General features: G+C 61.3%; 25 protein-coding genes and 1 pseudogene. 2 read left to right on the top strand and 24 right to left on the bottom strand.

Going from position 1 to position 22,221, the window contains the following annotated elements; all coding sequences use genetic code 11:
* Positions 1–614: 614 nt before the first annotated feature.
* From AC1DH9_RS09975 to AC1DH9_RS09860, 24 genes and pseudogenes are all read right to left on the bottom strand, one after another.
* The gene (locus AC1DH9_RS09975) at positions 615–1,586 is read right to left on the bottom strand and encodes a hypothetical protein (protein ID WP_442114669.1); all 972 of its coding nucleotides are present in this window, start codon (positions 1,584–1,586) and stop codon (positions 615–617) included.
* Complete coding sequence (locus AC1DH9_RS09970) at positions 1,559–2,263, bottom strand: hypothetical protein (protein ID WP_442114670.1); 705 nt, start codon at positions 2,261–2,263, stop codon at positions 1,559–1,561. Before AC1DH9_RS09970 ends, AC1DH9_RS09975 begins: the two co-directional genes overlap by 28 nt.
* Positions 2,260–2,802, bottom strand: a complete 543-nt coding sequence (locus tag AC1DH9_RS09965; protein WP_442114671.1) for a baseplate complex protein — start codon at positions 2,800–2,802, stop codon at positions 2,260–2,262. Before AC1DH9_RS09965 ends, AC1DH9_RS09970 begins: the two co-directional genes overlap by 4 nt.
* Positions 2,799–3,722: a hypothetical protein gene (locus AC1DH9_RS09960; RefSeq protein WP_442114672.1), complete on the bottom strand. Its 924-nt coding sequence runs from the start codon at positions 3,720–3,722 to the stop codon at positions 2,799–2,801. The genes AC1DH9_RS09965 and AC1DH9_RS09960 overlap by 4 nt, the downstream gene beginning before the upstream one ends.
* Positions 3,719–4,426 (bottom strand): DUF4376 domain-containing protein, encoded by a 708-nt coding sequence (locus AC1DH9_RS09955; RefSeq protein ID WP_442114673.1) that lies wholly within the window; start codon positions 4,424–4,426, stop codon positions 3,719–3,721. Before AC1DH9_RS09955 ends, AC1DH9_RS09960 begins: the two co-directional genes overlap by 4 nt.
* Before the next feature lie 7 nt (positions 4,427–4,433).
* Positions 4,434–7,016, bottom strand: a complete 2,583-nt coding sequence (locus AC1DH9_RS09950; protein ID WP_442114674.1) for a phage tail-collar fiber domain-containing protein — start codon at positions 7,014–7,016, stop codon at positions 4,434–4,436.
* A gap of 9 nt (positions 7,017–7,025) precedes the next feature.
* Positions 7,026–7,550, bottom strand: a complete 525-nt coding sequence (locus AC1DH9_RS09945) for a phage tail protein (RefSeq protein WP_477808108.1) — start codon at positions 7,548–7,550, stop codon at positions 7,026–7,028.
* Positions 7,547–8,719: a baseplate J/gp47 family protein gene (locus AC1DH9_RS09940; protein WP_477808107.1), complete on the bottom strand. Its 1,173-nt coding sequence runs from the start codon at positions 8,717–8,719 to the stop codon at positions 7,547–7,549. Before AC1DH9_RS09940 ends, AC1DH9_RS09945 begins: the two co-directional genes overlap by 4 nt.
* Positions 8,716–9,033, bottom strand: a complete 318-nt coding sequence (locus AC1DH9_RS09935; RefSeq protein ID WP_442114677.1) for a DUF2590 family protein — start codon at positions 9,031–9,033, stop codon at positions 8,716–8,718. Before AC1DH9_RS09935 ends, AC1DH9_RS09940 begins: the two co-directional genes overlap by 4 nt.
* Positions 9,030–11,319, bottom strand: a pseudogene (locus tag AC1DH9_RS09930) (phage tail tape measure protein). The gene AC1DH9_RS09935 and the pseudogene AC1DH9_RS09930 overlap by 4 nt, the downstream one beginning before the upstream one ends.
* A gap of 6 nt (positions 11,320–11,325) precedes the next feature.
* Positions 11,326–11,466: a DUF6890 family protein gene (locus tag AC1DH9_RS09925; protein WP_442114679.1), complete on the bottom strand. Its 141-nt coding sequence runs from the start codon at positions 11,464–11,466 to the stop codon at positions 11,326–11,328.
* 23 nt (positions 11,467–11,489) lie between these two features.
* Positions 11,490–11,777, bottom strand: a complete 288-nt coding sequence (locus AC1DH9_RS09920; RefSeq protein WP_442114680.1) for a putative phage tail assembly chaperone — start codon at positions 11,775–11,777, stop codon at positions 11,490–11,492.
* 54 nt (positions 11,778–11,831) lie between these two features.
* Positions 11,832–12,299 carry a lysis protein gene (locus AC1DH9_RS09915; RefSeq protein ID WP_442114681.1) on the bottom strand — a complete coding sequence of 156 codons (468 nt, stop codon included), beginning with the start codon at positions 12,297–12,299 and terminating at the stop codon, positions 11,832–11,834.
* Positions 12,299–12,766 (bottom strand): lysozyme, encoded by a 468-nt coding sequence (locus AC1DH9_RS09910; protein ID WP_442114682.1) that lies wholly within the window; start codon positions 12,764–12,766, stop codon positions 12,299–12,301. Before AC1DH9_RS09910 ends, AC1DH9_RS09915 begins: the two co-directional genes overlap by 1 nt.
* On the bottom strand, positions 12,763–13,092 hold the full coding sequence (locus AC1DH9_RS09905; protein WP_442114683.1) for a hypothetical protein: 330 nt from the start codon (positions 13,090–13,092) through the stop codon (positions 12,763–12,765). Before AC1DH9_RS09905 ends, AC1DH9_RS09910 begins: the two co-directional genes overlap by 4 nt.
* On the bottom strand, positions 13,089–13,301 hold the full coding sequence (locus tag AC1DH9_RS09900) for a TraR/DksA C4-type zinc finger protein (RefSeq protein ID WP_442114684.1): 213 nt from the start codon (positions 13,299–13,301) through the stop codon (positions 13,089–13,091). Before AC1DH9_RS09900 ends, AC1DH9_RS09905 begins: the two co-directional genes overlap by 4 nt.
* The gene (locus AC1DH9_RS09895) at positions 13,301–13,750 is read right to left on the bottom strand and encodes a phage protein (protein ID WP_442114685.1); all 450 of its coding nucleotides are present in this window, start codon (positions 13,748–13,750) and stop codon (positions 13,301–13,303) included. Before AC1DH9_RS09895 ends, AC1DH9_RS09900 begins: the two co-directional genes overlap by 1 nt.
* A 6-nt stretch (positions 13,751–13,756) precedes the next feature.
* The gene (locus AC1DH9_RS09890; RefSeq protein ID WP_442114686.1) at positions 13,757–14,878 is read right to left on the bottom strand and encodes a DUF2586 domain-containing protein; all 1,122 of its coding nucleotides are present in this window, start codon (positions 14,876–14,878) and stop codon (positions 13,757–13,759) included.
* Between the two features lie 11 nt (positions 14,879–14,889).
* Positions 14,890–15,573 carry a phage virion morphogenesis family protein gene (locus AC1DH9_RS09885; protein ID WP_442114687.1) on the bottom strand — a complete coding sequence of 228 codons (684 nt, stop codon included), beginning with the start codon at positions 15,571–15,573 and terminating at the stop codon, positions 14,890–14,892.
* Complete coding sequence (locus AC1DH9_RS09880) at positions 15,560–16,006, bottom strand: phage tail protein (protein WP_442114688.1); 447 nt, start codon at positions 16,004–16,006, stop codon at positions 15,560–15,562. The genes AC1DH9_RS09885 and AC1DH9_RS09880 overlap by 14 nt, the downstream gene beginning before the upstream one ends.
* A complete protein-coding gene (locus AC1DH9_RS09875; protein WP_442114689.1) occupies positions 16,003–16,464 on the bottom strand; it encodes a head completion/stabilization protein in 462 nt (153 codons plus the stop codon). The genes AC1DH9_RS09880 and AC1DH9_RS09875 overlap by 4 nt, the downstream gene beginning before the upstream one ends.
* Before the next feature lie 100 nt (positions 16,465–16,564).
* Complete coding sequence (gpM, locus tag AC1DH9_RS09870) at positions 16,565–17,284, bottom strand: phage terminase small subunit (RefSeq protein ID WP_442114690.1); 720 nt, start codon at positions 17,282–17,284, stop codon at positions 16,565–16,567.
* Positions 17,281–18,303, bottom strand: coding sequence for a phage major capsid protein, P2 family (locus AC1DH9_RS09865; protein WP_477808106.1), 1,023 nt, complete (start codon positions 18,301–18,303; stop codon positions 17,281–17,283). Before AC1DH9_RS09865 ends, gpM begins: the two co-directional genes overlap by 4 nt.
* The gene (locus AC1DH9_RS09860; RefSeq protein ID WP_442114692.1) at positions 18,304–19,224 is read right to left on the bottom strand and encodes a GPO family capsid scaffolding protein; all 921 of its coding nucleotides are present in this window, start codon (positions 19,222–19,224) and stop codon (positions 18,304–18,306) included.
* Positions 19,225–19,387: 163 nt separating this feature from the next.
* Here AC1DH9_RS09860 and AC1DH9_RS09855 point away from each other — a divergent pair, with 163 nt between their 5' ends.
* Together AC1DH9_RS09855 and AC1DH9_RS09850 are read left to right on the top strand one after the other, a co-directional pair.
* Positions 19,388–21,442, top strand: coding sequence for a terminase large subunit domain-containing protein (locus tag AC1DH9_RS09855; protein WP_477808105.1), 2,055 nt, complete (start codon positions 19,388–19,390; stop codon positions 21,440–21,442).
* Positions 21,354–22,220, top strand: coding sequence for a phage portal protein (locus AC1DH9_RS09850; protein WP_442114720.1), 867 nt, complete (start codon positions 21,354–21,356; stop codon positions 22,218–22,220). The genes AC1DH9_RS09855 and AC1DH9_RS09850 overlap by 89 nt, the downstream gene beginning before the upstream one ends.
* Position 22,221 lies beyond the last annotated feature (1 nt).

Raw genomic sequence — 22,221 nt, 5'->3', positions numbered from 1 at the left:
GTATCGGGGATAGCACATGGATTCAGCCCGGCACTAAAACCACACTTTTCTCCTCGATAAACAGTTGCAGTGCAGCAGGCGACAAAAGCTGCGAGTATGTTACGATCCCTGTTGTTGTAAATATATCCACTCATTCGTTTGCTCCCATTGTGGCCTTTGCTTGCCTCCACATCGACTTAGCAGATGGGGGGTCGGGGAAATACATTCAAGCTGAAATGAGTACAAAGTGCCCCCCTCTTAACTCAAGTGGAGTCGGCCCAGCGTATGGCGCCATTACACCACCACGACTTGTTCAGTAGGGCAAAGACTGTAGTATCATTGGTACTGTTTATGGCGGTATTGTCGTACTACTGTTTAGGCTTGTTACTCTTCGAGCATCTGAAGGATTGGGCCTGACTGAATCTACAAGCCTAGAAAGCGCTCAACAACAAGTGAGATTCGGTTAAGTCTGGAAGGAGTGTCCCGCGGCATAGTTAATTAAACCGCAGGTCAACCTTTATTAAATCCGGACTAATTAATTCACAACCGCTAGAAGATCGAGTATCAAAAGCTCTGCCTAACAATGGAGAACCTATCAGCTCCGATTGGCTCCACAGCTAACGTCAGAGGCGAAATCAAAGGGCGATCGGCTTCATCTTGCCGGCCAGTTGCTTAGCGACCCCTGACGCAGCAGTAAACGCGGCGGCATTGGTGGGTGGTGGTGTTGATCCGTGTGTATGCCCAGCCAGTTGGCTATTCATTTGCTCCACCAAGTCGAGCAGATCACACAGCACCTGCAACACATTCACCCCGCTCGATCCGATCCAGATCTTTGGCGCTTCGTACCGCTGACTGACTTTGGCCACGCTTTGGCGCAGTCCCTGAATCCTTTCCTGCATGTCGCCACCCACCGTGGCGTTGTGCATTTGCCCGACCACCAGGTTCAGGTCGCGGCCGGTGGCCTGGTGCAAATCATCCACAGCCGCCAGGCTCGCCGATCCGCCGGACAGCAGCTTGAGCGCGCCCAGGGCCTCGATCTTCTTGATTCCACCCACCGACTCGGTCGAATGGTCGTCGATCGTCTGGGTGTGGTTCTGGAAGCGCTCGGTGTTGCCCATGGCTTCCACATCGCGCTCGATCGCCTTGTCGGTGATCTTGCCGTCGGTCTGGCGCAGCCAGTTGCCATCGGCGTCGACGCGCTGCTGGGCGGCCTCGCTGTGCTGCCACACCTGATCGCCTTTCGGCACTTTGGGCATGCTCAGGCCGTGAGGCAGGATCGTCTGGATATAGGGCTTGTTCGGCAGGCCGTAGGCGAAACACACCACCACCTGAGTGCCCTCCTCCGGAAAGGCATAAATGCCCATTTCCTCGCCACCCGTGGGCAGCGGCAGCGGCACGCCGGCGAGTTGCGGCAACTGGGGGTCAGGCTCGCCGTCTGGCCCCAGGACCTCGATGTCGACCGCATAACGCGGCCGGAAGTCGTCGCAGATCCCGGCACCGCTGGGCGCATCGGCCACCGCGACAACCCGGGCAAAGCGCGGCAGGTGGTAGCCGCCCGTCAGTTCTGGAAATTGCCGCTCTACGCTGCGGCGGATTGCGTCGTCCATCGGATGGCCATCTGGCTATGGGCAAGCGTCACGCTGGTGATGCGCTCGCCCTGGTTGATTGTTGCACCTGGTCGTAACCCGGGAAGGGCCGCGACCATTGCACTTTGGTTGCCCTGGTAACCTTCAAACAGCTCCACCGGCAGTTGCAGCGCGGGTCGGGCGCCAAAGAAGCTGTCGGCCCAACTACCCACAAAGACTTCGCCGTCGCCCTGCTGCTGCCAGATAAAGTCGGGGATGTTGAACACCCGGGCCAGGCTGTCCATGGCTTGATAGCCGGCGGCCAGGCTGTAGAAATACGGCGTTTTCACGCTGGCGTAAGGCTGCTCCGGCACGCGGAAGCGCAGGCCGGTCTGGTGACTGATCTCCGTCAGCACGGCGCGCAGGTCCACATGACGCAGGTTCAGCGGCAGGGGCTTGGCCAAGATCGCGGCCAGCTCACGACAGAACAGCACCTGCTGTACGCCGTTGGCGGCGGTGCAGCGCTCCACGTAGCCGATGAAGTGACGCTGCAATGTGCCTTCGTTGTAGCCGATGTCGAGCGTCACCAGACCTTTAACCGGCGTCGTGCTCTGAATCGTAAACGTAGCGCGCCCGGGATTTTTCAGATCCAGCCGTACTTCGTCTTTGAGCAGGACAAACGGCGCCCCGTTGATGGTCAGCAGCTTGTGCAGCTTCATTTCTGCTCACCCCCGCCTAACCAGCTATCCACCTTTTTCAGCGTCGCTTCGAAGCCTGTCAGTTCTTGCGGGCTACCGGTCGACTCACCACCGGCGCCCACGGCACCGCCTGGCCCCCCTTGCGCGTTGACTGGATTCCCAGGGCGGCGTCCTTCCACCCGTTCCGGGTTTGAGAGTTTTTCGGCCAAGGTGAACTGGACCAGCCAGGCGTTCAGCGAGTCGTCCTCGCGTGCGCTGACACCATCGGAAAATTGCACCTGGCGCACTCCGAACGCGGCGGCTGTGTCATTGACCACTCGATAGGTCTTGAGCTGACCGCCGCCGGCAGTGGCTTCGGCCAGGCGCATCAGGTCCACCAGCTGCGCCTGATCGACAAACGGGATCATCAGTGAGACGGTCAGGGTTTTCGGTTTGAAGCCCTTGTGGGCTTTCTCGGTGTTGCTGGTCTGCCCCGACATGTCGTCGCTTTCGATACGCAGGGACGCGGTGATTTTGAGACGCTTGCCCTGCACCTGCTGGCCGTCGAGTAATAAGGTCATAGGCCCACCAGCTCACGGACAAAGCTCAGCCCTTGTTCAGAGCCCACCAGCAAGGTGCCGGCGCACAACACCCACTCATGCCCGGGCGGTTCGTCCTCGAGCAGCAAACGGCGCAGCTCACTGGCATTCCCTGGACCGATCAGGCGAGCCCGCATGCTGGTGTCGGCATTGCCGCCGGCCAGCAGGGCTTTCAGGTCGTCCAGTTGCTTGTCGCGGCCCTGTTGTTGCTCGGCCTTACGGGTGGCCAGCGCGGCCAAATCGCCCAGGGGCGAGCTGTCGGCGGCGTAACTCTCCAGCACCGCCAGTTGACCGGCCATGGACTGCTGGGCGGCCTTAACCACCGTGCAGCGCTCCAGCGGCAGGGCTTGCCAGCGTGGCAATGTCCCAGCGCCGGGGATCTCCCACTTTTCGGTTTCCAGTTTCGACAGGTGCCGCGCTCGGCGCTCAGTACGCACCAGGTCCGGCATCGGCAACAGCGCATTGAAGCGTGCCAGGCTGTCGGCCAGCTGGTCGAAGCGCGTGCCCAGGAACAACAGGCACAAGGCGTACTGAGGTCCGTCAGGTCGTCCGCTGTCGTTGCCGTCCAGCAACTTGGCACCCAGCTGTTGCAGCAAGTTGGGCGCGGACAGAAAGCGTTGATAGCCCCGGCCCTGACCAACGCCGCTTTGGAACGGCGTCACGACCAGACACGCCGGCGCCTCGCCCATTTGCTCCGCCAGTGCTGCACGTCCGGCGGCGATCGCGCCCTGGGCAGCATCACCCACCGGCCCCGGGGTGGTGGTGGCCAACCCCTGCAAACCGGTCAGGCGTAGCCCGGTGCTGGCCAGCTCGCTGCCAGCCAAACCCTTAGCCGCGGTTAACTGGTCCATCCAGCCTGTGGCCTGTTCTGGCCAGCGCATGGTGACGGGGGCCCAGGTCATGCTGGCGGCGTCCATTCAATGGCTTTCATGGCCCGCAGTTTCTTATCTTTCAGTGCGGTGGCCAGCGCTTGTTTGAGCGTGTCGGCGTGTTGCAGTGCGGCCTGTCTGAAACGCACCAGGTCCTGGCCCACCAACCCCAGTTGCTGGGCGCTGTGCGGTCGAAAGGCGCGCACCTGGTCGACGTCATAACAGGCGTAGCTGGAGTCCAGACCACTGATGATCAAACTGGTCAGGTTCAGTTGGTCTTCCATTGCGCTGCTGTAGCGATAGGGCTTGCCCAGCGCCTCGGAGCTGAACCCGCTTTCGATGTAGCGGCTACTGGCGCTGCCGATCGACTCCAGCTTTTGCTGGTACAGCGCGGCCAGAATGGCGGCGATATCGTCCACCCACTGACCATTTTTCCAGACCTGGTCCGGCCCCGGCTTTTGCAGGGTGTAGCCCTCCGGAATCGGGCCGACGTCGGTCAGTGTCTTCGGTTCACCGGTGGCGGTGCTGTACACAATGACTCCGCCGAAGTAGTCGAGTAACACCCACTTTTCGTTCACCCAGCAGGCCGCTTTGTTTTCCGGGATCGACGGTGGTGGCGTCTCCACGCAGCCGCCCGGGACCAAGAAAACCCCCGGCTCCAGTGGCGATTCCTCAGCCTGCGCGGAGCCAATGTAAAGCCCGGCCTGAGTGGTTTGGTATACGGTTTTCGTCTTCATGCGAACCTCAATATTTGATGCAGTACAGCATCGCGATGTTCATCGGGCGGGCTTCGGTGCCGCCGGACGCATCGACGGTAATGGCGTGCGTGTGGGAGCCGTCATTCGACACGGTGATGCTGTGACCATGCGCCCCAGCGGCATCGATGTTGAGCCAGTGGATGTGATCCCCAGCATTCTGAATTCGGTTGCCGGCGACATTCCCCACCGCTGTGTGGTGCACGGCCGCACCGATGCCGGGCTGATCCGCTGACGTTGGCGTGTTGATGTAGTTAAACGCGTGCGTGTGATTACCGTTCGATGTGGTGCTGCCGGTATGGGCATGGACGCCGTCGACGGAAGACACGGTGCCTGGGTGGTAGTGCACGCCATTGGCGGCAGCCGCTGCGGTATGTACGTGCCAGGCGTTCTGCCCTTGCTGGAAAGTGCCGAGGGCACGGTTAGGGTCGAGGCCTCGCGCATCGTCCCAGCCCCGGACAAACACGCCGCGCAAGTCCGGCAGGTTGAAGGTGGTGGAGCCATCACCGGCGCCGTAGTACGTGCCGATAAAGTTGAACAGCCTGGCGTAGCTGGTGCGGGAAACGGCCGCGCCATTGGCTTTCAAGTAGCCCTTGGGGGCGCTCCCAATCGTCATGGCCACGATGCTGCCCGGGGGGACAATTGAATCCGGATCGAGGTTGCCGGTGTGGTACAGCTCACGGGTTGGCGTCCACCCGCCATTTTCGTTTTTGACCGAACGAACCAACACACGCGGTTCAACCAATCCCTGTTGAAATCCGAGCTGGGCGGCGTATGCGCCACTCCCATAGGGGATGTTGACCAGCGAGACATAGTTAGCAAATGACGTAGGGCCTTCACCGAAATAGTGAAAACCACCCGGGAGGCCAACGCTATCAATGGAGGACAATGGTGCAGCCGTTCCACCCAAACCATATTGACCTTTGGCAAGCCCGTCGGTGATCCCATAACCCGCCAAGGTTGTGGCCACTCCCGCCTTTGAGTCTGGATTGAAGTTTCCGCCGTGCCACACAGGGTGGCCGTTCCAGCACAGGAACCCATCTACGGACATCGCCAGATCGCCGGAGGTTATGCCACCCCAGTGGAATGCCATACGAGGGGCATAAACAAAGTCACGCTGCGATTTGTTGACCAGTTTTGCTTCGCGAATTTCCAGCGCACCATCGGTAAAGCCCGCCCCGGCTTCGGGTGCATACAGTTGAGGACGTTTATTGGTGAGCCCAGTCGGAATGGCATCGGTGATGCCGTAGCCTTCCAGCGTCGTGGGAGTGCCGGTGGTGATCTTGGAAAAGTCCAGGGCAGGAATGTCAGCCGCCGACAAGCTGCCGCCACCGGTGACGATGCCTTTCCCATTGACCGTGAGCTTCGTATACGTCCCGGCGGTCACACCGCTGTCGGCGAGTGTCAGCGCGAGAGTGGCGTCCGCGCTGCCATCTACGGACACGCTGCCGGTCCCGGCGCCGCTGATCGACAGCTTGCGAGCGGTGGCCCACTGCTTGGCCTTGCCCGCTGGGGTCGTGCCCTCCAGCAGTTTGTCGATCGCGCTTTGCAGGAGTCTGCGAACAACATTCACCGCTTTGGTGCTGGCCAGAATCTCGCTGCTGTCGCTGGTGTCGTCGTCGCTGATGGCGTTGGGCAGATTGCCCAGGTCCACGTCGTCCTTGGTGGTCGCCCTGGCCCGCAACTTGGCATAGTCACCGTCACGCGCCGCCAGGTGCTGGATCAATGATCCTTTGATAGGTTCGACCGATCGGCGATCGATGATGCTGGCGGCGCTCAATTCCGCCAGGGGAACGCAGTAGTGCTGGCAGCCGGCGGTGTCGACGTAGTCGGCTTTCTCGGCGCCGAAAACCACCGTCCAGCGTGCCGCCACATCGTTCAGCTGTCGCTCCAGGGCAACATCGATCCAGGCGGTGGTCGGCAGGTTGCTCGGTGCAATGACGGTGGCCGCGCCGGCAACGACCCGGACACCCTCAACGTAGGCAATCCCCGGCTTCACCTGGTACATGCCATCGACTTTTTCAACCTGCAGCGCGCTGTCAAAGAAACAGGCTCGGCCGTAGATATCGCGGTTGCTCATGCGCTCGCGCTCGTCGATACCTTTGAGGCGCACGGTGAAGTCGTGCTGCCAGGTGCTGGCATCGATCGTCACGCCGGTCAGCGCCTGCGCGCCGTCGAACTCCACCAGGATGTTGCGGGTGACGTTGTTGCCGACCTGAATCGGTGGGATGTTGCGGCGCTTCTGCTGGAGCGGGACATAGGCAATTGCCAGCAGCTGGTTTTCGGCGGTTTCGAGGCCCATCCAGTTCCAGTCAAAGTCACCGATATCGCTGGCCAGCATCGAGCTGTAAACCACCTGGTTGGGGTTCACATAGCCGATGTTGTTTTCGGGGATCGTGTAGACGTGGACGATCTGCGCCGCCGGCGGCTTGGTCTCCGCCCGATCGACCGGCGCGGTGTGATCCAGGCCTGGCACGTTGGCAAAGATGAACCGGACGACGTCCAGGCTCTGTTGGGTGCCCAGCTTTCGGGCAATCAGGCTTTCGCCTGCAAGGGTGATTCTCGCAGCCACGGGGGGCTCCTACAGGCTGGCAATCAGCGTTGACTGATCGTCGTTAAAGTCCACCGCGACGATGCGCAGCGCTATGGGGGTGATGGTCACGAAGTCGTAACGGCGGCAGGTGCGGCCGTACTGCTGAATCAGCACCCGCAACAGTTCGGGGTTTTCGGACAGCTGGGAGTCGGAGAGGCGCAGCATGACCACGTCCCAGTCCCGATCGGGCAGGCGCTCTTCGATCTCGGCATACCCCACGCCGAGGCGGCGCAGGATGCGTTTGAGCCCGGCTATGCTGCCGGCGTCCACCGCGTTGATAAAGGCGTACTTGACCCGCAGGCGGTAGAGGCTTTCGGGCTCGTCCTTGAAGCGGCTGATGTCGCGCTGCCAGGCCAGCAGATCGAGCACGGTCAGGTGGCAGGTTTCCGCGTCCATCTGGAGCAACGGCCAGTGCATCMAGCCTTCGACTTTCTCCCACCAGGACTGGCTGGCCGCTTTGAGTTTGGTCAGCTGCACACCGTCCAACCAGAACGGCAACTTGAGCTGGATCATGAGAGGGTCACCTCCAGGCTGCTGATCCTGGGGATGGTCAGTTCCGAGACGATGTCGGCGTTGTCGAAGTGCAGCGACTCGATGCCGGCGAACTGTTTATGGAGTTCTTCGCCAAGGCGGCTGAAGGAAAAGCGCGACTGGGGATAAGTCAGCGTCGGCTGGTAGTCGCTGGCCGTGCTTTCGCGGAATGCGGCGCGGATGAACAACAGGATCTCCGCCTTCAAGGCTTCGCGCTGATCGGTGGTCAACACCGAACGCGGCCATACCGCTACACGTAGTGCGTGCTGGGTTTCCGGCATGACCATAACCAGCAGGTCATCGCCGTGGCCATGGTTGCCCTGGTCGCGGATGTGGGCGTTGATTTGCTCCAGGTAGGTCGCCGCCGGCACGTCGGCATCGAACAGCACAAAGGCATTGGCACTGCCTGGGCCCCGAGGGGCGCCGTGCTGGAAATAGACGCCATCTGGACGCACGCCCGGGAAGGCGGAAATCATCGCTCGGTACACCGCGTCGGTGTGCCACTGGTTGACCGCCGAGAACTGATTGCGCACGCGCAAACGCAGTTGGTCGTCAGGCTCGGAGTCCGCACCTGGTGCAGTCAGCCAGCCGTCATCGTTCACCACCTGGGCGATGCCGGGGATCGGCTCGGGCAGGATCGCGTAGTAACCCGGTGCCAGGTTGTAGCCACTGCCCTCCTCTTGCGCCTCCACCGGGATTTCCAGCTGCATCAGCCCATCGGCAAAGGTCGCGGGGCTGGTGGTGACCAACGAGTAAATGTGGCCATTGATCGCGGCCGACTGCACGACAATGCCGGCGCGCAGCTCCAGCACGCCGCCGGCGGTGTCGCGGGTGAACAGCAGGACGCCTTCGGCCTTGGTTGCGCCCTTCTTTTCCACGTCGACCGCCCACGCAAGCATCTCCAGCCACTTGCCGCTGGCCGTCTTCACAAAGAAGTTGGGCAACACGGTGTCGCTGACCAGGTTAATCAGCCACATGACCGGCTTGGTTACCAGGGCGGTGATCACGCGCCAGAACGGTGAATAGGCGCTGGTGTTGCTCAGCTTGCTACCTTGGGCCGCGACTTCACTTTCCCAGGCCTTGCGCAAGGCGGCCTCGGTAGTCGGGATGCCGGCATCTGCAAKCGCCTGCCTGAAATCTACGTCACTCACAAAACCACCTCGACGTTGCCAAATTTCAGCGTTTGGGCGGTGACCAGGTACGTTCCGGATTGCACCTGGATAATCCGCGCAGTCCCTGGCACCAGGCGTTCGTCCGCCTCCACCAGCAGCTCCAGTTGCTGAATACAGTCACGCTGTCGCAGGCGGCTACGCTCAGCAACCAGCGTCACCAACAGGCCGCTTTCGCGGATCATGTGCGCGATGTCCTGGGCGATGCTGGCGCGGTCCTCGATCAGCAGCGGCTGACGCGACGGGTCCAGCACCAGGTCGTTGTCGATGATCAGCAGATCGATGTATTCGCTCATCCGCCTACCGCCATGCTCATCATGTTTTCAAGCTCCAGCGGGTTCATGGCCTTACCGGTGTGAATGTTTACGTTCTCGACGTGCATACGTTTGTCTTGGGTCTGGTTGTTGTTCTGAATGCGGTTCAACAAGCCGCCCACGGGCACGGCTGTCGGGCGCTTCGGTGCCAGCTCGCCCAGGCTGTCGCCAATGCGGCGCTGGCTCTGCTCGGCCTTCTCCGTCGGTGGCGCGACCATGACCAGGGCCGGCGGTTGTTTCACCGGCGCCGGGGTCTTGAGCTGCGGCCCGATCGGCTGCGGCAGTTTCGGTACCGGAGTCGTGACCAGGGCCGGCGGCTGGGGCGGCGGTTTCACACCCTCGAGCTCGGGCAGCAGCATCACCGGTGCCGGCGCGGCCGGGATTGGTGGCATGACCAACGCCGGCGGCTGAAGCTGTTGCTTCGGTTCGACGGTTTTGGGCTGCGTGATGGCTGGCCCTGGGGYGGCCGGCGTTGGAACCATCACCAGTGCCGGCGGCTGCGGTTGAGCCGTGGGCTGAGGCATTGGCGCCATGGCCTGGAGCAATGACGGTGCCGGAGCCGTTGCGGCGTTGGGAGCGGTCTGCACCGGAGCCATGACCAGCGGCGGCGCCTGGCGTGTGGCGGTCAGCGGATTGGCCACCAATGGCGGCACCTGGGGCGCGTCGATCTGCGGTGCGGCGATGTTGGGCAGATCCGGCGCTGCCGGCATGTCCGAAAAAGCCGCCTCGATGTTGACGCCGGGGATCTTGTTCAACATCTCGATCAAGCCATTGATGGCTGATTTAAAGATGTTGACGATCCCGTCCCAAGCGGCCTTKGCCATACCTGACCAGCCGCCCATGGAGCTGAACCAGTCGGACAAGGCCTGGAGCTGGCCACTGACCCACTTGAACGCCTCGCTGTTCAACAGCGCGCTGGTCCATTCATCCCAGTAGTAAATGGCCGCAACCACCACCGCGACCAGGGCGACGATGCCGACAACGATCCACAGCAACGGGTTGGCCAACAGTGCGGTATTGACCAGCCAGATCGCCCCTTGCCAGAGCAGCATCGCGCCCTTGACCAGCCCCATCCAGGTGTACATCAGCACCAGGCCGGCGACGAAAGCGACCGTCATGACGGTGTGATAGAGGAACATGGCGATACTGCGGTAACCGCTCCAGGTCATGATGTTCCAGACCGTGACCATCCCCAGCCAGACCAGCTTCGACACGCCTACGGCCAATGTCAGCAAGGACATGGCCGCGACAATTCCCAAGATGCTCAAGGTAGCGATGCCGATTACCCGGGTGATGTTGGGGAACAGCTGGCTCCAGCGCACCAGGGTCTTGCCGATGTCCACCARCTTTTCCATGAGCGGTGCCAACATGGGAATCAGCGCCTGGCCGAAGGCAATACGCAGGGCCTGCACAGCGGCGCCGAACTGCTGCCAAGGGTCCACCATGGCCTTGGCCATCTTCTCGGCGTTTTCCAGGCCGCGCACCTTGCCCAACCGGCAGAACCTTGCCCTGCTGGTCGGTGAACTTGAGGCCCATTTTTTCCGAGGCCGCGCCGAGGTTTTCAAAGAACGCCTTGTAGCGGCCGCCGGCGTCGCCGCCTTCCATGGTGCTGCTGAGCGAGCCGATCACCGCGAACTGCTCGGCAATGTCTACGCCGCCGGCGGTGGCAATCGCGCCGACTTCCTTGAACGCATCCTTGAGCTGGGCGCCGTCGGTGCGGAACAGCTGGACCGCCAACGCAGTCTGGCCGCTCATCTTCTCCACCCATTCGGTTTTCCCCATGGCGTCAGCCTGGCCCTTGAACAGGTTGTACAGGGTCCCGACGTACTGCCCCATGGTTTCGGCATCGGTCCGGGTGGCCTTGGCCAGCACATCGGAGGCATTGGTGAACATGGCCAGCTGGTTGCCCGTCAGCCCTTTAATCGCGCCCTCGATGGTGGTCGCCGAGGCGACGAAGTCGCGGGCGTTTTCGCCATACGCAACCGAGAACTCCAACGACTTCTGGTTGAGCGCAGTCAACGCATCCTCGGCCACGCCCAACGATCGGACTTCGCCCAGGGCGCGGTTCATCTCCAGAGCCGGTGCCAAAGATTCAGTAATGGCCACACCGGCGCCCACCATGCCCGCAAGGCCAATGCCCGCGGATTTGATGTTCTTTTCGCTCTGTTCAGCCAGGTCGGAAAAGCCCATTTTCACCTTGCCCAAGGGGGCGGTGACCTTGTCGGTCAGGCTCAGGATGAAAGCCAGGCGGGCGCTGCGGTCAGCCATGCGGGGTTATCCGTTCAAGGCATAGGCGATGCCGTTGGCCACGGCGATCTCCATGCGTCTCCAGTATTCGTCTTCAAGCCACTTGGCCGACCCCATCACCTCGGGCGTGGGTTCGGCACCAGGCAGCCAGCGGCTGGCCAGGGCCATCAGTTGGCCCAGGCCGTCTTCGGTCAGTCGTTCGGCGTGGCCGAGGGCTTTTTTACGATGATTTCAACGTCCGGCGAGTACTCCTCCAGCAGCGCGCCGGCCAGTTGCATGACCATGACCGGGTTGCCCAGCAGCGGTTTCAGGGAGGCGCGCTGGTCCTGTTTGACGGTGGTGGTCAACAGGTTGTTGGCCGGGGCGACCTTGCTGGTCTGGGTCACGGCGTTGAAGTACTTGGTCACGTCCTGCGGGGTCAGGTCGAAGGTGAATTCTTTGTCGCCGAATTCCAGGGTGATTTCGCGTTTATCAGTCATGGGTGTTACTCCGTTGTTCATCGTTAAAGGTGGGTGGTGATCAGGGTGTTTCGGTCAGCGCAGGCACACCCTACGGACGTGGTCTTGCAGGCCCAAAATCATTTGCCGACTCAGGGCAAGTTGGTTTCGAAGGGTGAAATAATCCGGTCGAGCGTCTGCTGCGAGTTCGGCGGTTCCTGCATCAGCCACGCGGCCGGTGCTGGCATCGGCGGGCATTGGGCCTGGGCAGGAGGCTTTGACGAACAGCCGCTGACTGCCAGCGTCAACAGCGCGGTGCAGGCGGTCGTTTTCATTGAGCGCATGGGTCAATTCCTGGGTTCGTTGACGGTCGATCTCATCGCGGGCGGCCAACCGCTCGCCGCTGATACGGGCGGCTTCACGCAGCCCGGTTAGTTCGAACTGGGCGCTGTCACGCTCACGTCGGGCCGTGTCGCGCTGATCGGCTATGCGGTCAACCAGAAACCAGACGGCAAAACAGAGCAGCAGCAGGAACAAACTGTCGCGAAGCGGACCCGGGCCCATCACAACCCCAGCTCGCACAGTTCGCGCTCAGCAGCGCGGCGCTTCACCAGTCCGGCCAACTGCCGACCACCGGCATACACCCAGCGCGACAGCTCGGCGCAAGCGCCCGAGGCATCGCCGGCATTCAACTTGCGCAGCAGGGTCGATCCGGAAAACTGGCGTTCGCCGACGTTGTAAACAAAGGAGCCCAGCGCGGCGCGGCGTGTTGCCGGCAACGGCACATGCACCTGGCGGTCGACCGCCGTAATCGCGATACCCAGCTCTCGTTCCAGCAGACGGTCGCACTCGGCAGGCGTCGCCACGTCACCGAGGGACACGCCCCAGGTGATGCCGTCGCACAGCGTGGGAATGCCCACCGGATCGAGGTAGGCCACCAGCGAACGACCTTCAAACCAGCCGACCAGGGCACCGGCCATGCCCACGGCACCGCTCAACGCACCGACGGCTATTTTCTGGCGCAGGTTCATGGGAACAGCACCCGCAGCAACGTCGGGCCGAACATCTGCAGGATGGCCCACAAGGTGCTGGCGATCGCCAGCGCCCAGGTGATTTTGCTGCCAATCGCTGATACAACCGTGGTCAGCTTCTGCTGACCTTTGTTCAGCTCTGACAACTGGCCGGACATGTGTTCAAACTGCTGTTCCAGCTTGGTAACGCGGATCGGTACTGACTCGTGGCGTGCCTCCATCGCTTCCAAACGAAACTGGACCACCGACATGTCACGTTCCAGCAAACCGAGGCGCAGCGGATCGGCGCCGGAATTAGCGATCGTCGGCCGTAGACTGTTTGTCATCGGCGGTTTCCTTGCTCTGAAATTGACTCGCAGGGTGTGCAGCGGACAATCCCGCCCAGGGCTCGGCGGTTTTCGGGGATCGGTTTTTCACAGTCCAGGCAGTGAATGCGACTCGGCCCTGAAGGACGCGGCCGCGCACGCTGAGCCTTGATCGCGTGTTCACGCTCCAGCTGTTCCAGCGCCGAGGCCTGTTCGAACCAATCCCCCATCAGCTCAAGCCCTCGATCTCGCTGGCATCCAGGTACGGCACGCCGTTAACGCGGATAAAGTCCGGACTGGTGACGTCGAACGGCAGCTTGTGCTTGGTCTTTTCGCCACCCTTGGGATCGATGCTGAGCAGGCTGGACACCTTGAACTTGCAGCCGAAGGCTTCGATGCGCAGTTCCTCATCGCCGGCCTTGGCAAAGAACACGGAGTCAAACGGCGCCAGCTTGCGAAAGCTGCCGGCGGCGCGCGCGGCATCGATCAGCAAATTGAAGTTGGTGGAGTCCAGCTCGATTTCACCGCTGGCCGTTACGTCGCCGTCCACATGACCGTTGGGCACGCCCCGGGTTTGCGCCACGGCGCTGTTGTCGGTGATGTCCAAGGTGCAGCTTTCAACGTGGATCTGGATATCGCCCAGGTTCACGTCGAAGTTCTTACCGCCAATGCGTGACATAGGGGCTTACTCCAGATCGTCGGTGGAAAGGTCCAGGGCGATGTTCGCCGTGAGGTCTTTCGGGCAGTTGAGGGGGCGGAGTTTTATGAAAGCCTCCACAGCGGTTTTGCTCTTCCAGACCAGGACAATGGCCCCATCCTTCGGCGGCTCGATTTCACCCGGGAACACCTGGCCGGCGAACTTCACGGACTTGGCCATAGCGCGCAGCGGGGCCATCAGCGCATTGATGGCCACGGCCATGCTGTTGGGGGTGCTGTTCAAGCGGCGATCGGCTACGCGACGGATCAGCAGCGGACGTACCAGGCGTGCGGCCTTGTCGGTCACGCGCAGGTGCTCGATCACCTGGAAGTCGCTCGCCGGGGTGTCGAGTAGGTTGCCGTCGCCCCAGTACACGCCCGGGTAATCGGGGTACGTCTGCGAAACAGAGAACCGGGCCTTATCCAGTTCGGCGCGGATCGAGGACGGCAGCGGCACGCCTTCTGCGTCGATCGGCACCGGACCGAGGCCAAGCACTGGGCCGGTGGCCACGCGCATCGGGCTGTCGGCAACACTCACGGCGGCATTGGCCAGGCGACCGGCCAACACGCCCAGGTCATTGCCGTGGAGCTGGGGAACGACCAGCACGCGGGGCGCGGCCAGATCGGCAGTGATCGCCTTTTGCTCAGTCATGTATTCCGCCCAAGCCTGTAGTGGACTCAGGCCCAGACCAGGTGCAGCGGCCATGACAAAGACACGCCGGCCATAGACGTTGCTCAGCGACACGGCCGCGTCATGCATTGCCGACAATTCGACACCAGTGGTCACCGGTTTGGTGATCACCACGCCTTCCACGGAGTAGCCCTGTTGTTGGGACATTTCCAGGGCTTTGTTCCAGTCGCCATCAACGGCGAGTGGCGCAGCCAAGCAGGCCCAGCGATCGCCGCCATTCAGCCGTGCGGCGGTGATCTGGGTTTTCAGATCGTTGGCAGGCAAGCCCAGGGACGCGTCCAGGTCACTGTCGGTATTGAGGGGGATCAGTTTGCCGAGGTTCTTCGCCCCGGGACCGATGAAAAGGAAATAGCGCTCGATCTCAGTCACGGCGCCTTGGCCCAGATTGAGATTGTTAACGCTGACTTTGCCGAGTGCCATGCTGTGCCTCGTTAGCGGGGAGAATTAAGGATTTGTTGCAGCACCTGGTTCACCAGCAAGCTGGTTTCGCGCTCGGTGCTCACGCCGATGAACTGGCGTTTTGGCAGGGTGATGTCCCAGCTTTGCGCACCAGTGGCCTCGGTTTTTTCGTCGTTCAAAATGCGGATCAGCAGGCCGGCTTTGGCGTAGTTCACATGTTCTTGAATCCACGCCACAGACGGCCGGGTCAGGGGCTTTTTGCCCGCCTGGCGCACACGAAAGCCCAACCGGCGCAGACGTTTTGCCTGCTTCTCGGTGGCGGCCAGGCCGGGAGGTGTTTTGTTCCAGCGGCGCATCTGCGCGGCCGTGCGGCGTTCACTGACGCCGTTGTGCTGCTGGGCAGCGACCCACCGGGTCAGCGCGTTACGCCAGCCCAGTTCGGCTTCGTCGGCGCTGACGCGGGTGACCTGCATCAGTTTGGCCAGGCCGGCTTCCATCTTCTTTTTGCCCTTGGTCGAACCCTTGCGGGCTTCAAAGGGCGAGCCGTCCAGGTTTTGCTGATCGCGCACACGCTTGCGGCTCATGGTCCGTACGCGCTTGGTCACGTTGTTCAGCAGACGCCGGCGTAACTGCGGCGGCAGACTCAGCAAAGCCAGCTGTTCGCGCACGCCCAGGTAACCGCGTGCGTCGAGTCCGAGGGGGCTACGGCCGGCCATGGCTGGACACCTCGCCGTGTTCAGCGACCCACAGGTCGAACGGCACAAATGCCCAGGTCTTGCCGAACGCCTCGATCTCGCCGGTGGGGTCTTCGGCCAGGTACTGCGGCTCGACGAACTCCAAAGTGATATCCACGTCGGCCAGATCGCCGTCGAGCATGGTGATGTCGAACTGCGCGGCCGGCAGGTCGTCGCGGTCCTGGTCGTGGGTCTCCAGCCAACTGCCGACCAACGCCATCAAGCGCCCGGGGTGATCGGCGAAACGCTCAAGGGCGACCGTGACGCTGTACCGCATATCACCCATGCGCATGCCGCCAATATCGGGTTTCCAAATCAGCACCAGGTTGACCTGGTTGGTCCAGCTGTCGAGCTGTTCCGGCAGCACCAGGCGGCGTTCGATCAGGTACGCGGTCAGGGCTTGCAGCTTGATCACAGCAGCACCGCCGTAATCCGGCCGCGCCCTTGCAGCGACCGCACGGCCTGYTGGCTGAACTCGAGGAACGTTTCCTTGCGCTCCGGTTCTTCTTTGCCCAGGTTCTCGGCACTTTCGCGGCGGACCACTGAGGCGAACTGCGGCAGCAAACTGGCCTTGGCGCGGCAATACACGGCGCGCTTGTACGTCGCTACGTGAAATGTGCGCTCGGGCAGCACCATAGGGTCAGCAGATTCCACGCTGATGATACCTACGGCCTGCCATTTGCCTTTGCACTTGGCCAGGTCGCGATTGACCTCGACCATCGCCGTGGTCAGATCAGTGACCAGCATGTCGACCAGGTACTCCGCCGGCAGGCGGTAACCCTTCTGAAACTCGGCCACGGAGAGGTTCGGCCAAAAGCCGTCGTTCTCGATTGCTTGTTCCACAAAGGTGGTGGGTTTCCCGGAAAAGCTCATTGCTGGCCACTCAAATAGGGGCGGGAAAACTGTTTCAGTGGGTCAGGCCATAAATGGTTGGCTCACATCCACAGTTTCTCGCCGGGGGGGGGGTAGTCGTTTATTCGGTGGCCTGGGGGGCCGGTTCGTTTTGCTGTTTTTCCAGCGCCCTGCGGGCACCGGCCAGGCGCGTCCCTACGCCGATTTCCGGATACAGCTCAATGGCTCGCTCAAAGTGTTCGATGGCCTTGGCCCAGTCCTGGGCGTCTATGGCCAGAATCCCGATGACCTTGTGGTAACGCGCCGTGATGCCTTCAAACAGATCCCACTCGCCATCTACGAAGGGCAGCAGGTCACTCACGTAGGGTTCGGGACTGCGTTTGGCCTTGTATTCGGTCTCGGCCCAATCAATCACCGCGTCCGCGACGAAGGTCTGCACGTCACGCCGTTTGAAGCGCGGCGGCATCTGCTGGTCTTGAGCCATGGCGAATTGCGCCACCTCCAGGCCCAGTTCGAACTGGACGGTGTCGAACAGCCAGACCACGACCTGGGTTAACACCGGGTTCGGGTGGTTCAAGCCGGAATCGCGGTAGCGCTCCACGTAGTCCATGTACTTGGGCAACAGTTCGTCACGCTTGAGCTGCTGACGGGTGTCCAGGCTCTTGATCCCGCTCAGGCGCTCCAGATCCTGGGCCAGCGCCACTTCCATCAGCTTCAAGTGCTTTTGGGCGTTGGCCGGGCTGGCCAGGGCCGTGGTGGAGCTGTAGTGCGTCACTGTCGCCTCGGCCGTTGGGCCTTGTGCGAGAACACGCCGCTTGTGGGCCAAGGCGAGGCTCGTCATACCAGCTCCAGGTTGCCGGCTTCGATCGCCGCGAATTTCTCCAGCTGCTCGATCACGTAGCCTTCGTTACGGCCGTTGTAATCTTCGACGCGGGAGCGCTTCGGGTTTTCGATCAGGTGACGGCGCCAGCTGCTGTCCTGGAAGTACAGCGACAGGTTGTCCCAACTGGTGACCACTACGCCGGTGGCCGGAAAGTGCGGGATCACGAAGGACGGCAGACCACCGTAAGTCGCGATCACCTGAGCGCTTTCGATGCGCTCTTTCTCGGTCGGGGTGTCGCCCTGCTTGGCGTACAGCTTGCCCTTTTCGCTGGCCAACAAGTCGCTACCGATGATCGCGATCAGGTCGCCGGCATCGCGGAACACCGGGTCAATCATCTGCTTGACGTCATGCACCAGGGCGTCAAGGTTGGCGTAGTCGCCGCCGGCGYCGAGGGTGATCTTGCCGGCGGTCTTGCCTTCCTTGAGCACCTGGGCCGGGATCTGCTCACGGGCGAGTTGCAGCCAGCCTTTGTTCACGTCCTGGAGCATTGGGTGGGCAATGATGTCGGTCTGTGGCGCCGCGTGAGTGCCGTGCCAACCGATCATGATGCGATCCAGAGCGATCTGGCGTTGCACCGCCGCGCTGTAGCGATCGGCAAAGTCCGGGAACTTGGCCCAGCTGTCGATCTTGGCGAACGACAGCCCCACGTCAGACTCGGTGTGGAACAGCTCATAGTCCAGGCCGGACAGGTCGCTAAAGTCCTTGGCTTCGCGATCGGTGGTTTTAGTGTTGGTGCGGCTGGACACGGGGCCAGTCACGCCGATCATCACCTTTTGGCCCTTGATTTCGCTGACCGGAACCACGTTGATGCGACTGAGAAAGTCGGATTTCTCGGTGATCTTGTCGTTCAGTTCCTGGGCAATGCTCGGCTCGACGGCGAACTGGCGGGACGCATCCTGGATGTTGTACGTCTCGGCCAGATCGTCCTGCAGGAGGGCGAACTGTTCCTGGGCGTGACTGCTAAGAGAAGCGCCCATTTACACCACTCTCCGCTTTTGGCTGTGACTCGCGCCGGTAGTGCGCGGGATCTGCCGGCCCTTCGGTGTGTTCAGCAGTGCGGTGAATTTCTTGTCCAGGTTGGCGACGGCCGCAGCCAACGCCTTATTGGTGGCACCGCCCTTGCGGTGGAATTCGCGGTCTTGTTCGACGGCGGCAACGATTTCGTCAACGGCGGTTTCTACGTCGTCAATCGGCGCCTGGTCAGGCTCTGGAGCGACTTCTGCGATGGGCTCGATCACGGCCTTGATACCAGCGGCGACGAGCAACAGTTGCTCCAGCAGGGCGTTCAACGCCGTGGCTGTGGATTCATCCATTGGGGTTTTGCTCTCGGTTGGGGTTAGCGGGGTTGCGGGGGATTCTTCGAGACCGAAGCGCTTGAACAGGCCAGTGATCATGGAAGCGAGTTTTCCCAGTTCGCCCTGGGGCTCTGTGTCGCTCAAGGAGCCAAGCTCAACCGAGGCGGCGTAATACGCGGCCTGGCTGGTCTTATGGGAAAAGTAGAGTTCCTGAGTACCCAAGCTGGCTGGGGAGTCGGTGACAGCCAGGCCCGTCATGTAGGCTTTGCCGGAGCCCGCAAAGTTGGGGGTGATTTCGATGCTGGTGAACAGCTTTTCGCCTCTGTCGTTCAGCCACAGCAACTTGTCGTTGGGCTTGAGCTGCGCCTCCAGAGCGATTTGGCCAGGCTCCAGATCCTCAGCGTCTTCAACCAGGCGTGCGGCGTAGACGGTGCCGTGAGAACCCTGCCAACGTTCGTGTTCGCTCCAGATCACTGCCGTGTATTTCGACGGCTTGTAGGTCTCGGCGATATCGCGCAGTTCCTGGGGAAGGATCTCGCGACCATCGGCGGTGGTGCCGCTGGTGGCGACACGTTTCCATAGCGAAACAAGGGAACGGGGCATGGGCGTTAACTGCGCTCAATCGGTGATTTGAGCCGCCACGATAGGGAGCCATCGGCCCCCAAACAAACGCTTTGCTTTTGCCTTCCTCCTATATTCACGATCTAGGAATTTTGCGGAATTTATCTGCGCGTTTTGAGCGTTTTCGCCGCATAGACTGCGGCCCATGCTCTATTCAATCGAAGTTAAAGAAGCCGCCAAACGCCTCTATTTGCGCCGCTGCAAGCCGCGAGAAATTCAGGCTCAGCTCAAGCTGCCAAACATCCGTATCGTTTATTACTGGATCGCCAAGGGCGGCTGGGACGAGATGCTGTCGGATGAGGWACCGCTGACGGCGGTTGGCCGGCGAATCACCCTTATCCTGGAGAAACAGGCGACCCTGACGAAAGGTGAACTGGACGAACTCGACCGGCTGACCACCGTTCGCGATCGGCTATTGAAGCAGTCGGCCAAACCGTCGCTGGCGTCGATCGGTGATGCGCCGGCGGAGCACCAGGGCGAGCGCCAAGGCCAGCGCGGCGAACGTCGAGAGCGAGGCGACAAGGGCGGCAAGAAGCGCGAGAAGAAAGTAAAAAACGATGTCGGCGAACTGACTGAGGTCGACTTTCTCGACAAGTTCATCAGCAAAATGTACGGCTATCAGAAGGAGCTGTTCGCCGCCAAACAGAACCCGCTGACTTGCCGAATCCGGAACATCCTCAAAAGCCGGCAGGTGGGCCTGACCTATTACTTTGCCGGTGAAGCGTTCATGGACGCCGTGCTGACCGGCGACAACCAGATTTTCCTGTCGGCCAGCCGCGCCCAGTCCGAGATTTTCCGCAGCTACATCATCGCATTCGCACAAGAGTGGTTCGGCCTGGAGCTGACCGGCAACCCGATCRTGTTGAGCAAAGACGGCAAACCATGGGCTGAGCTGCGCTTTCTGAGCACCAACAGCAGCACCGCTCAGGGTCACCATGGCCACGTCTACGTTGATGAATATTTCTGGATCCGCGACTTCGAAAAACTGAACACGGTCGCCAGTGCCATGGCTACCCACAAGAAGTGGCGTAAAACCTATTTTTCTACGCCCAGCGCCGTATCGCACCAGGCCTACCCGTTCTGGACGGGTGAGAAATTCCGCAACAGCAAACGCAAAAACGCCAAGGATCCTTGGCCAAGTGYGGTCCAATCCGCGGCGGGCTCGCTGTGCCCGGACGGGCAATGGCGCAAGGTCATTACGATCCTCGACGCCATTGCCGGCGGCTGTGATCTGTTCGACCTCGAGCAGTTGCAGCTGGAGTACGACGAAGACAAGTTTCAGCAGCTGTTCATGTGCAAATTTATCGACAGCACACAGAGCGCCTTTTCCCTGGGCGATCTGGAGCGCTGCTATTCAGACTTGTCGCTGTGGACGGACTACGACCCCGACGATCCGCGCCCGTACGGCAACAGCCCGGTCTGGATCGGCTACGACCCGAGCCGAACTCGCGACGATGCCAGCTGTGTGGTCATCGCCCCGCCGTTGGAGGACGGCGCCAAATTCCGCATCCTGGAGAAGCACAGCTGGCGCGGCCAATCGTTCAAGTACCAGGCCGCCCAGGTCAAGAAACTGACCGAGCGCTTCAACGTCCAGCACATCGGTATCGACACCACCGGGATCGGCTACGGCGTGTTTGACCTGGTGCGCGACTTCTATCCACGCGCTACAGCGATTCACTACAGCCTGGAGACCAAGAACACCTTGGTGTTGAAAGCCCAGGACACCATTCAAGGCAGTCGCATCGAGTGGGACGCCGGCTGGAGCGACATTGCGCAGGCCTTCCTGACCATCAAACGCGGCACCACCAACAGCGGGCAAGTCACCTACAGCGCATCGCGCACCGACGCCACCGGTCACGCCGACGTGGCCTGGTCGATCATGCACGCACTGGCCCACGAACCCCTCAACACCAACAAACAGCGGCGCAGCCGCTACACACTCAGCGGATCAGGCACCCATGGCCCAGCGAAAAAACCAACAGCAAACCAAACAACCACGAGGGCCAATGCGAGCGTTCACGTTCGGAGCGCCCGAGCAAGTGCTGACCGAGAATATCGGGCAGTACCTGGGCACCTTCGCCAGCAACGACGGGCGAATCTATACGCCGCCGGTGTCGCGCCAGGGGTTGGCCAAGTTGCTGCGCGCCAACGCACACCACGGCGCCATTCCCGGGTTCAAACGGAACCTGCTGTTGCGTGAGTTCATCCCCTCGCAAGGGTGCAGCATCCAGAGCATGAGTCGGGCCAGTCTGGATTTTATGGTGTTCGGCGAGGCCTATTTCCACCGCAACCGCAACGTGTTCGGCGAAGTCCTGGAGATGGAACACCTGCCCGGGATCAACATGCGGGTGATGGTAGACGGCGGTTTTGTGATGCTGCTGCCGGATGGCAAAGAGGTGGAGTTTGACCAGGACGACATCGAGCACGTCATGAACTACGACGTGGAACAGAACATCTATGGTGTTCCCGACTACCTGGGCGGCCTTCAAGCCCTGCTGCTCAACGAAGCAGCGACCCTGTTCCGCCGGCGTTACTACAGCAACGGTGCCCATGCGGGCTACATTTTCTACACCAATGACCCCAACTTGACCGAGGAAGACGAAGACGAGCTACGCGCCCAGATCACTGCGAGCAAGGGTGTGGGTAACTTCAGATCGATGTTTGTAAACATCCCGGGGGGCGACAAGGAGGCTATCCAGATCATCCCCGTGGGGGATTTCCAGGCCAAGGACGAACTGGAAAAAGTGAAGAACATCACCCGAAACGACGTGATCGCCGCCTGGCGCATGAACCCCGCGCTGGCCGGCATCATTCCGGAAAACAGCGCCGGTTTTGGCGACATTGAAAAGATCGATCGGGTCTACACCAGCAACGAGATACGCCCGATCTGTCAGCTGTTCAATCAGCTCAACGACTCGTTGCGACCGGATCGATGGATTAGCTGGCGGGATGCACCCGCGCCAGCCACAGATACCTGAT

Source organism: Pseudomonas sp. 05T35, assembly GCF_056396605.1.
This window is presented reverse-complemented; position numbering and strand designations above follow the sequence as displayed.

Coding starts and splice junctions, on each gene's coding strand:
- AC1DH9_RS09975 (WP_442114669.1), bottom strand. CDS start 1,586: ATGGACGACGCAATCCGCCGCAGCGTAGAGCGGCAATTTCCAGAACTG.
- AC1DH9_RS09970 (WP_442114670.1), bottom strand. CDS start 2,263: ATGAAGCTGCACAAGCTGCTGACCATCAACGGGGCGCCGTTTGTCCTG.
- AC1DH9_RS09965 (WP_442114671.1), bottom strand. CDS start 2,802: ATGACCTTATTACTCGACGGCCAGCAGGTGCAGGGCAAGCGTCTCAAA.
- AC1DH9_RS09960 (WP_442114672.1), bottom strand. CDS start 3,722: ATGACCTGGGCCCCCGTCACCATGCGCTGGCCAGAACAGGCCACAGGC.
- AC1DH9_RS09955 (WP_442114673.1), bottom strand. CDS start 4,426: ATGAAGACGAAAACCGTATACCAAACCACTCAGGCCGGGCTTTACATT.
- AC1DH9_RS09935 (WP_442114677.1), bottom strand. CDS start 9,033: ATGAGCGAATACATCGATCTGCTGATCATCGACAACGACCTGGTGCTG.
- AC1DH9_RS09925 (WP_442114679.1), bottom strand. CDS start 11,466: ATGGCCCTGGCCAGCCGCTGGCTGCCTGGTGCCGAACCCACGCCCGAG.
- AC1DH9_RS09920 (WP_442114680.1), bottom strand. CDS start 11,777: ATGACTGATAAACGCGAAATCACCCTGGAATTCGGCGACAAAGAATTC.
- AC1DH9_RS09915 (WP_442114681.1), bottom strand. CDS start 12,299: ATGGGCCCGGGTCCGCTTCGCGACAGTTTGTTCCTGCTGCTGCTCTGT.
- AC1DH9_RS09910 (WP_442114682.1), bottom strand. CDS start 12,766: ATGAACCTGCGCCAGAAAATAGCCGTCGGTGCGTTGAGCGGTGCCGTG.
- AC1DH9_RS09905 (WP_442114683.1), bottom strand. CDS start 13,092: ATGACAAACAGTCTACGGCCGACGATCGCTAATTCCGGCGCCGATCCG.
- AC1DH9_RS09900 (WP_442114684.1), bottom strand. CDS start 13,301: ATGGGGGATTGGTTCGAACAGGCCTCGGCGCTGGAACAGCTGGAGCGT.
- AC1DH9_RS09895 (WP_442114685.1), bottom strand. CDS start 13,750: ATGTCACGCATTGGCGGTAAGAACTTCGACGTGAACCTGGGCGATATC.
- AC1DH9_RS09890 (WP_442114686.1), bottom strand. CDS start 14,878: ATGGCACTCGGCAAAGTCAGCGTTAACAATCTCAATCTGGGCCAAGGC.
- AC1DH9_RS09885 (WP_442114687.1), bottom strand. CDS start 15,573: ATGGCCGGCCGTAGCCCCCTCGGACTCGACGCACGCGGTTACCTGGGC.
- gpM (WP_442114690.1), bottom strand. CDS start 17,284: ATGACGAGCCTCGCCTTGGCCCACAAGCGGCGTGTTCTCGCACAAGGC.
- AC1DH9_RS09860 (WP_442114692.1), bottom strand. CDS start 19,224: ATGCCCCGTTCCCTTGTTTCGCTATGGAAACGTGTCGCCACCAGCGGC.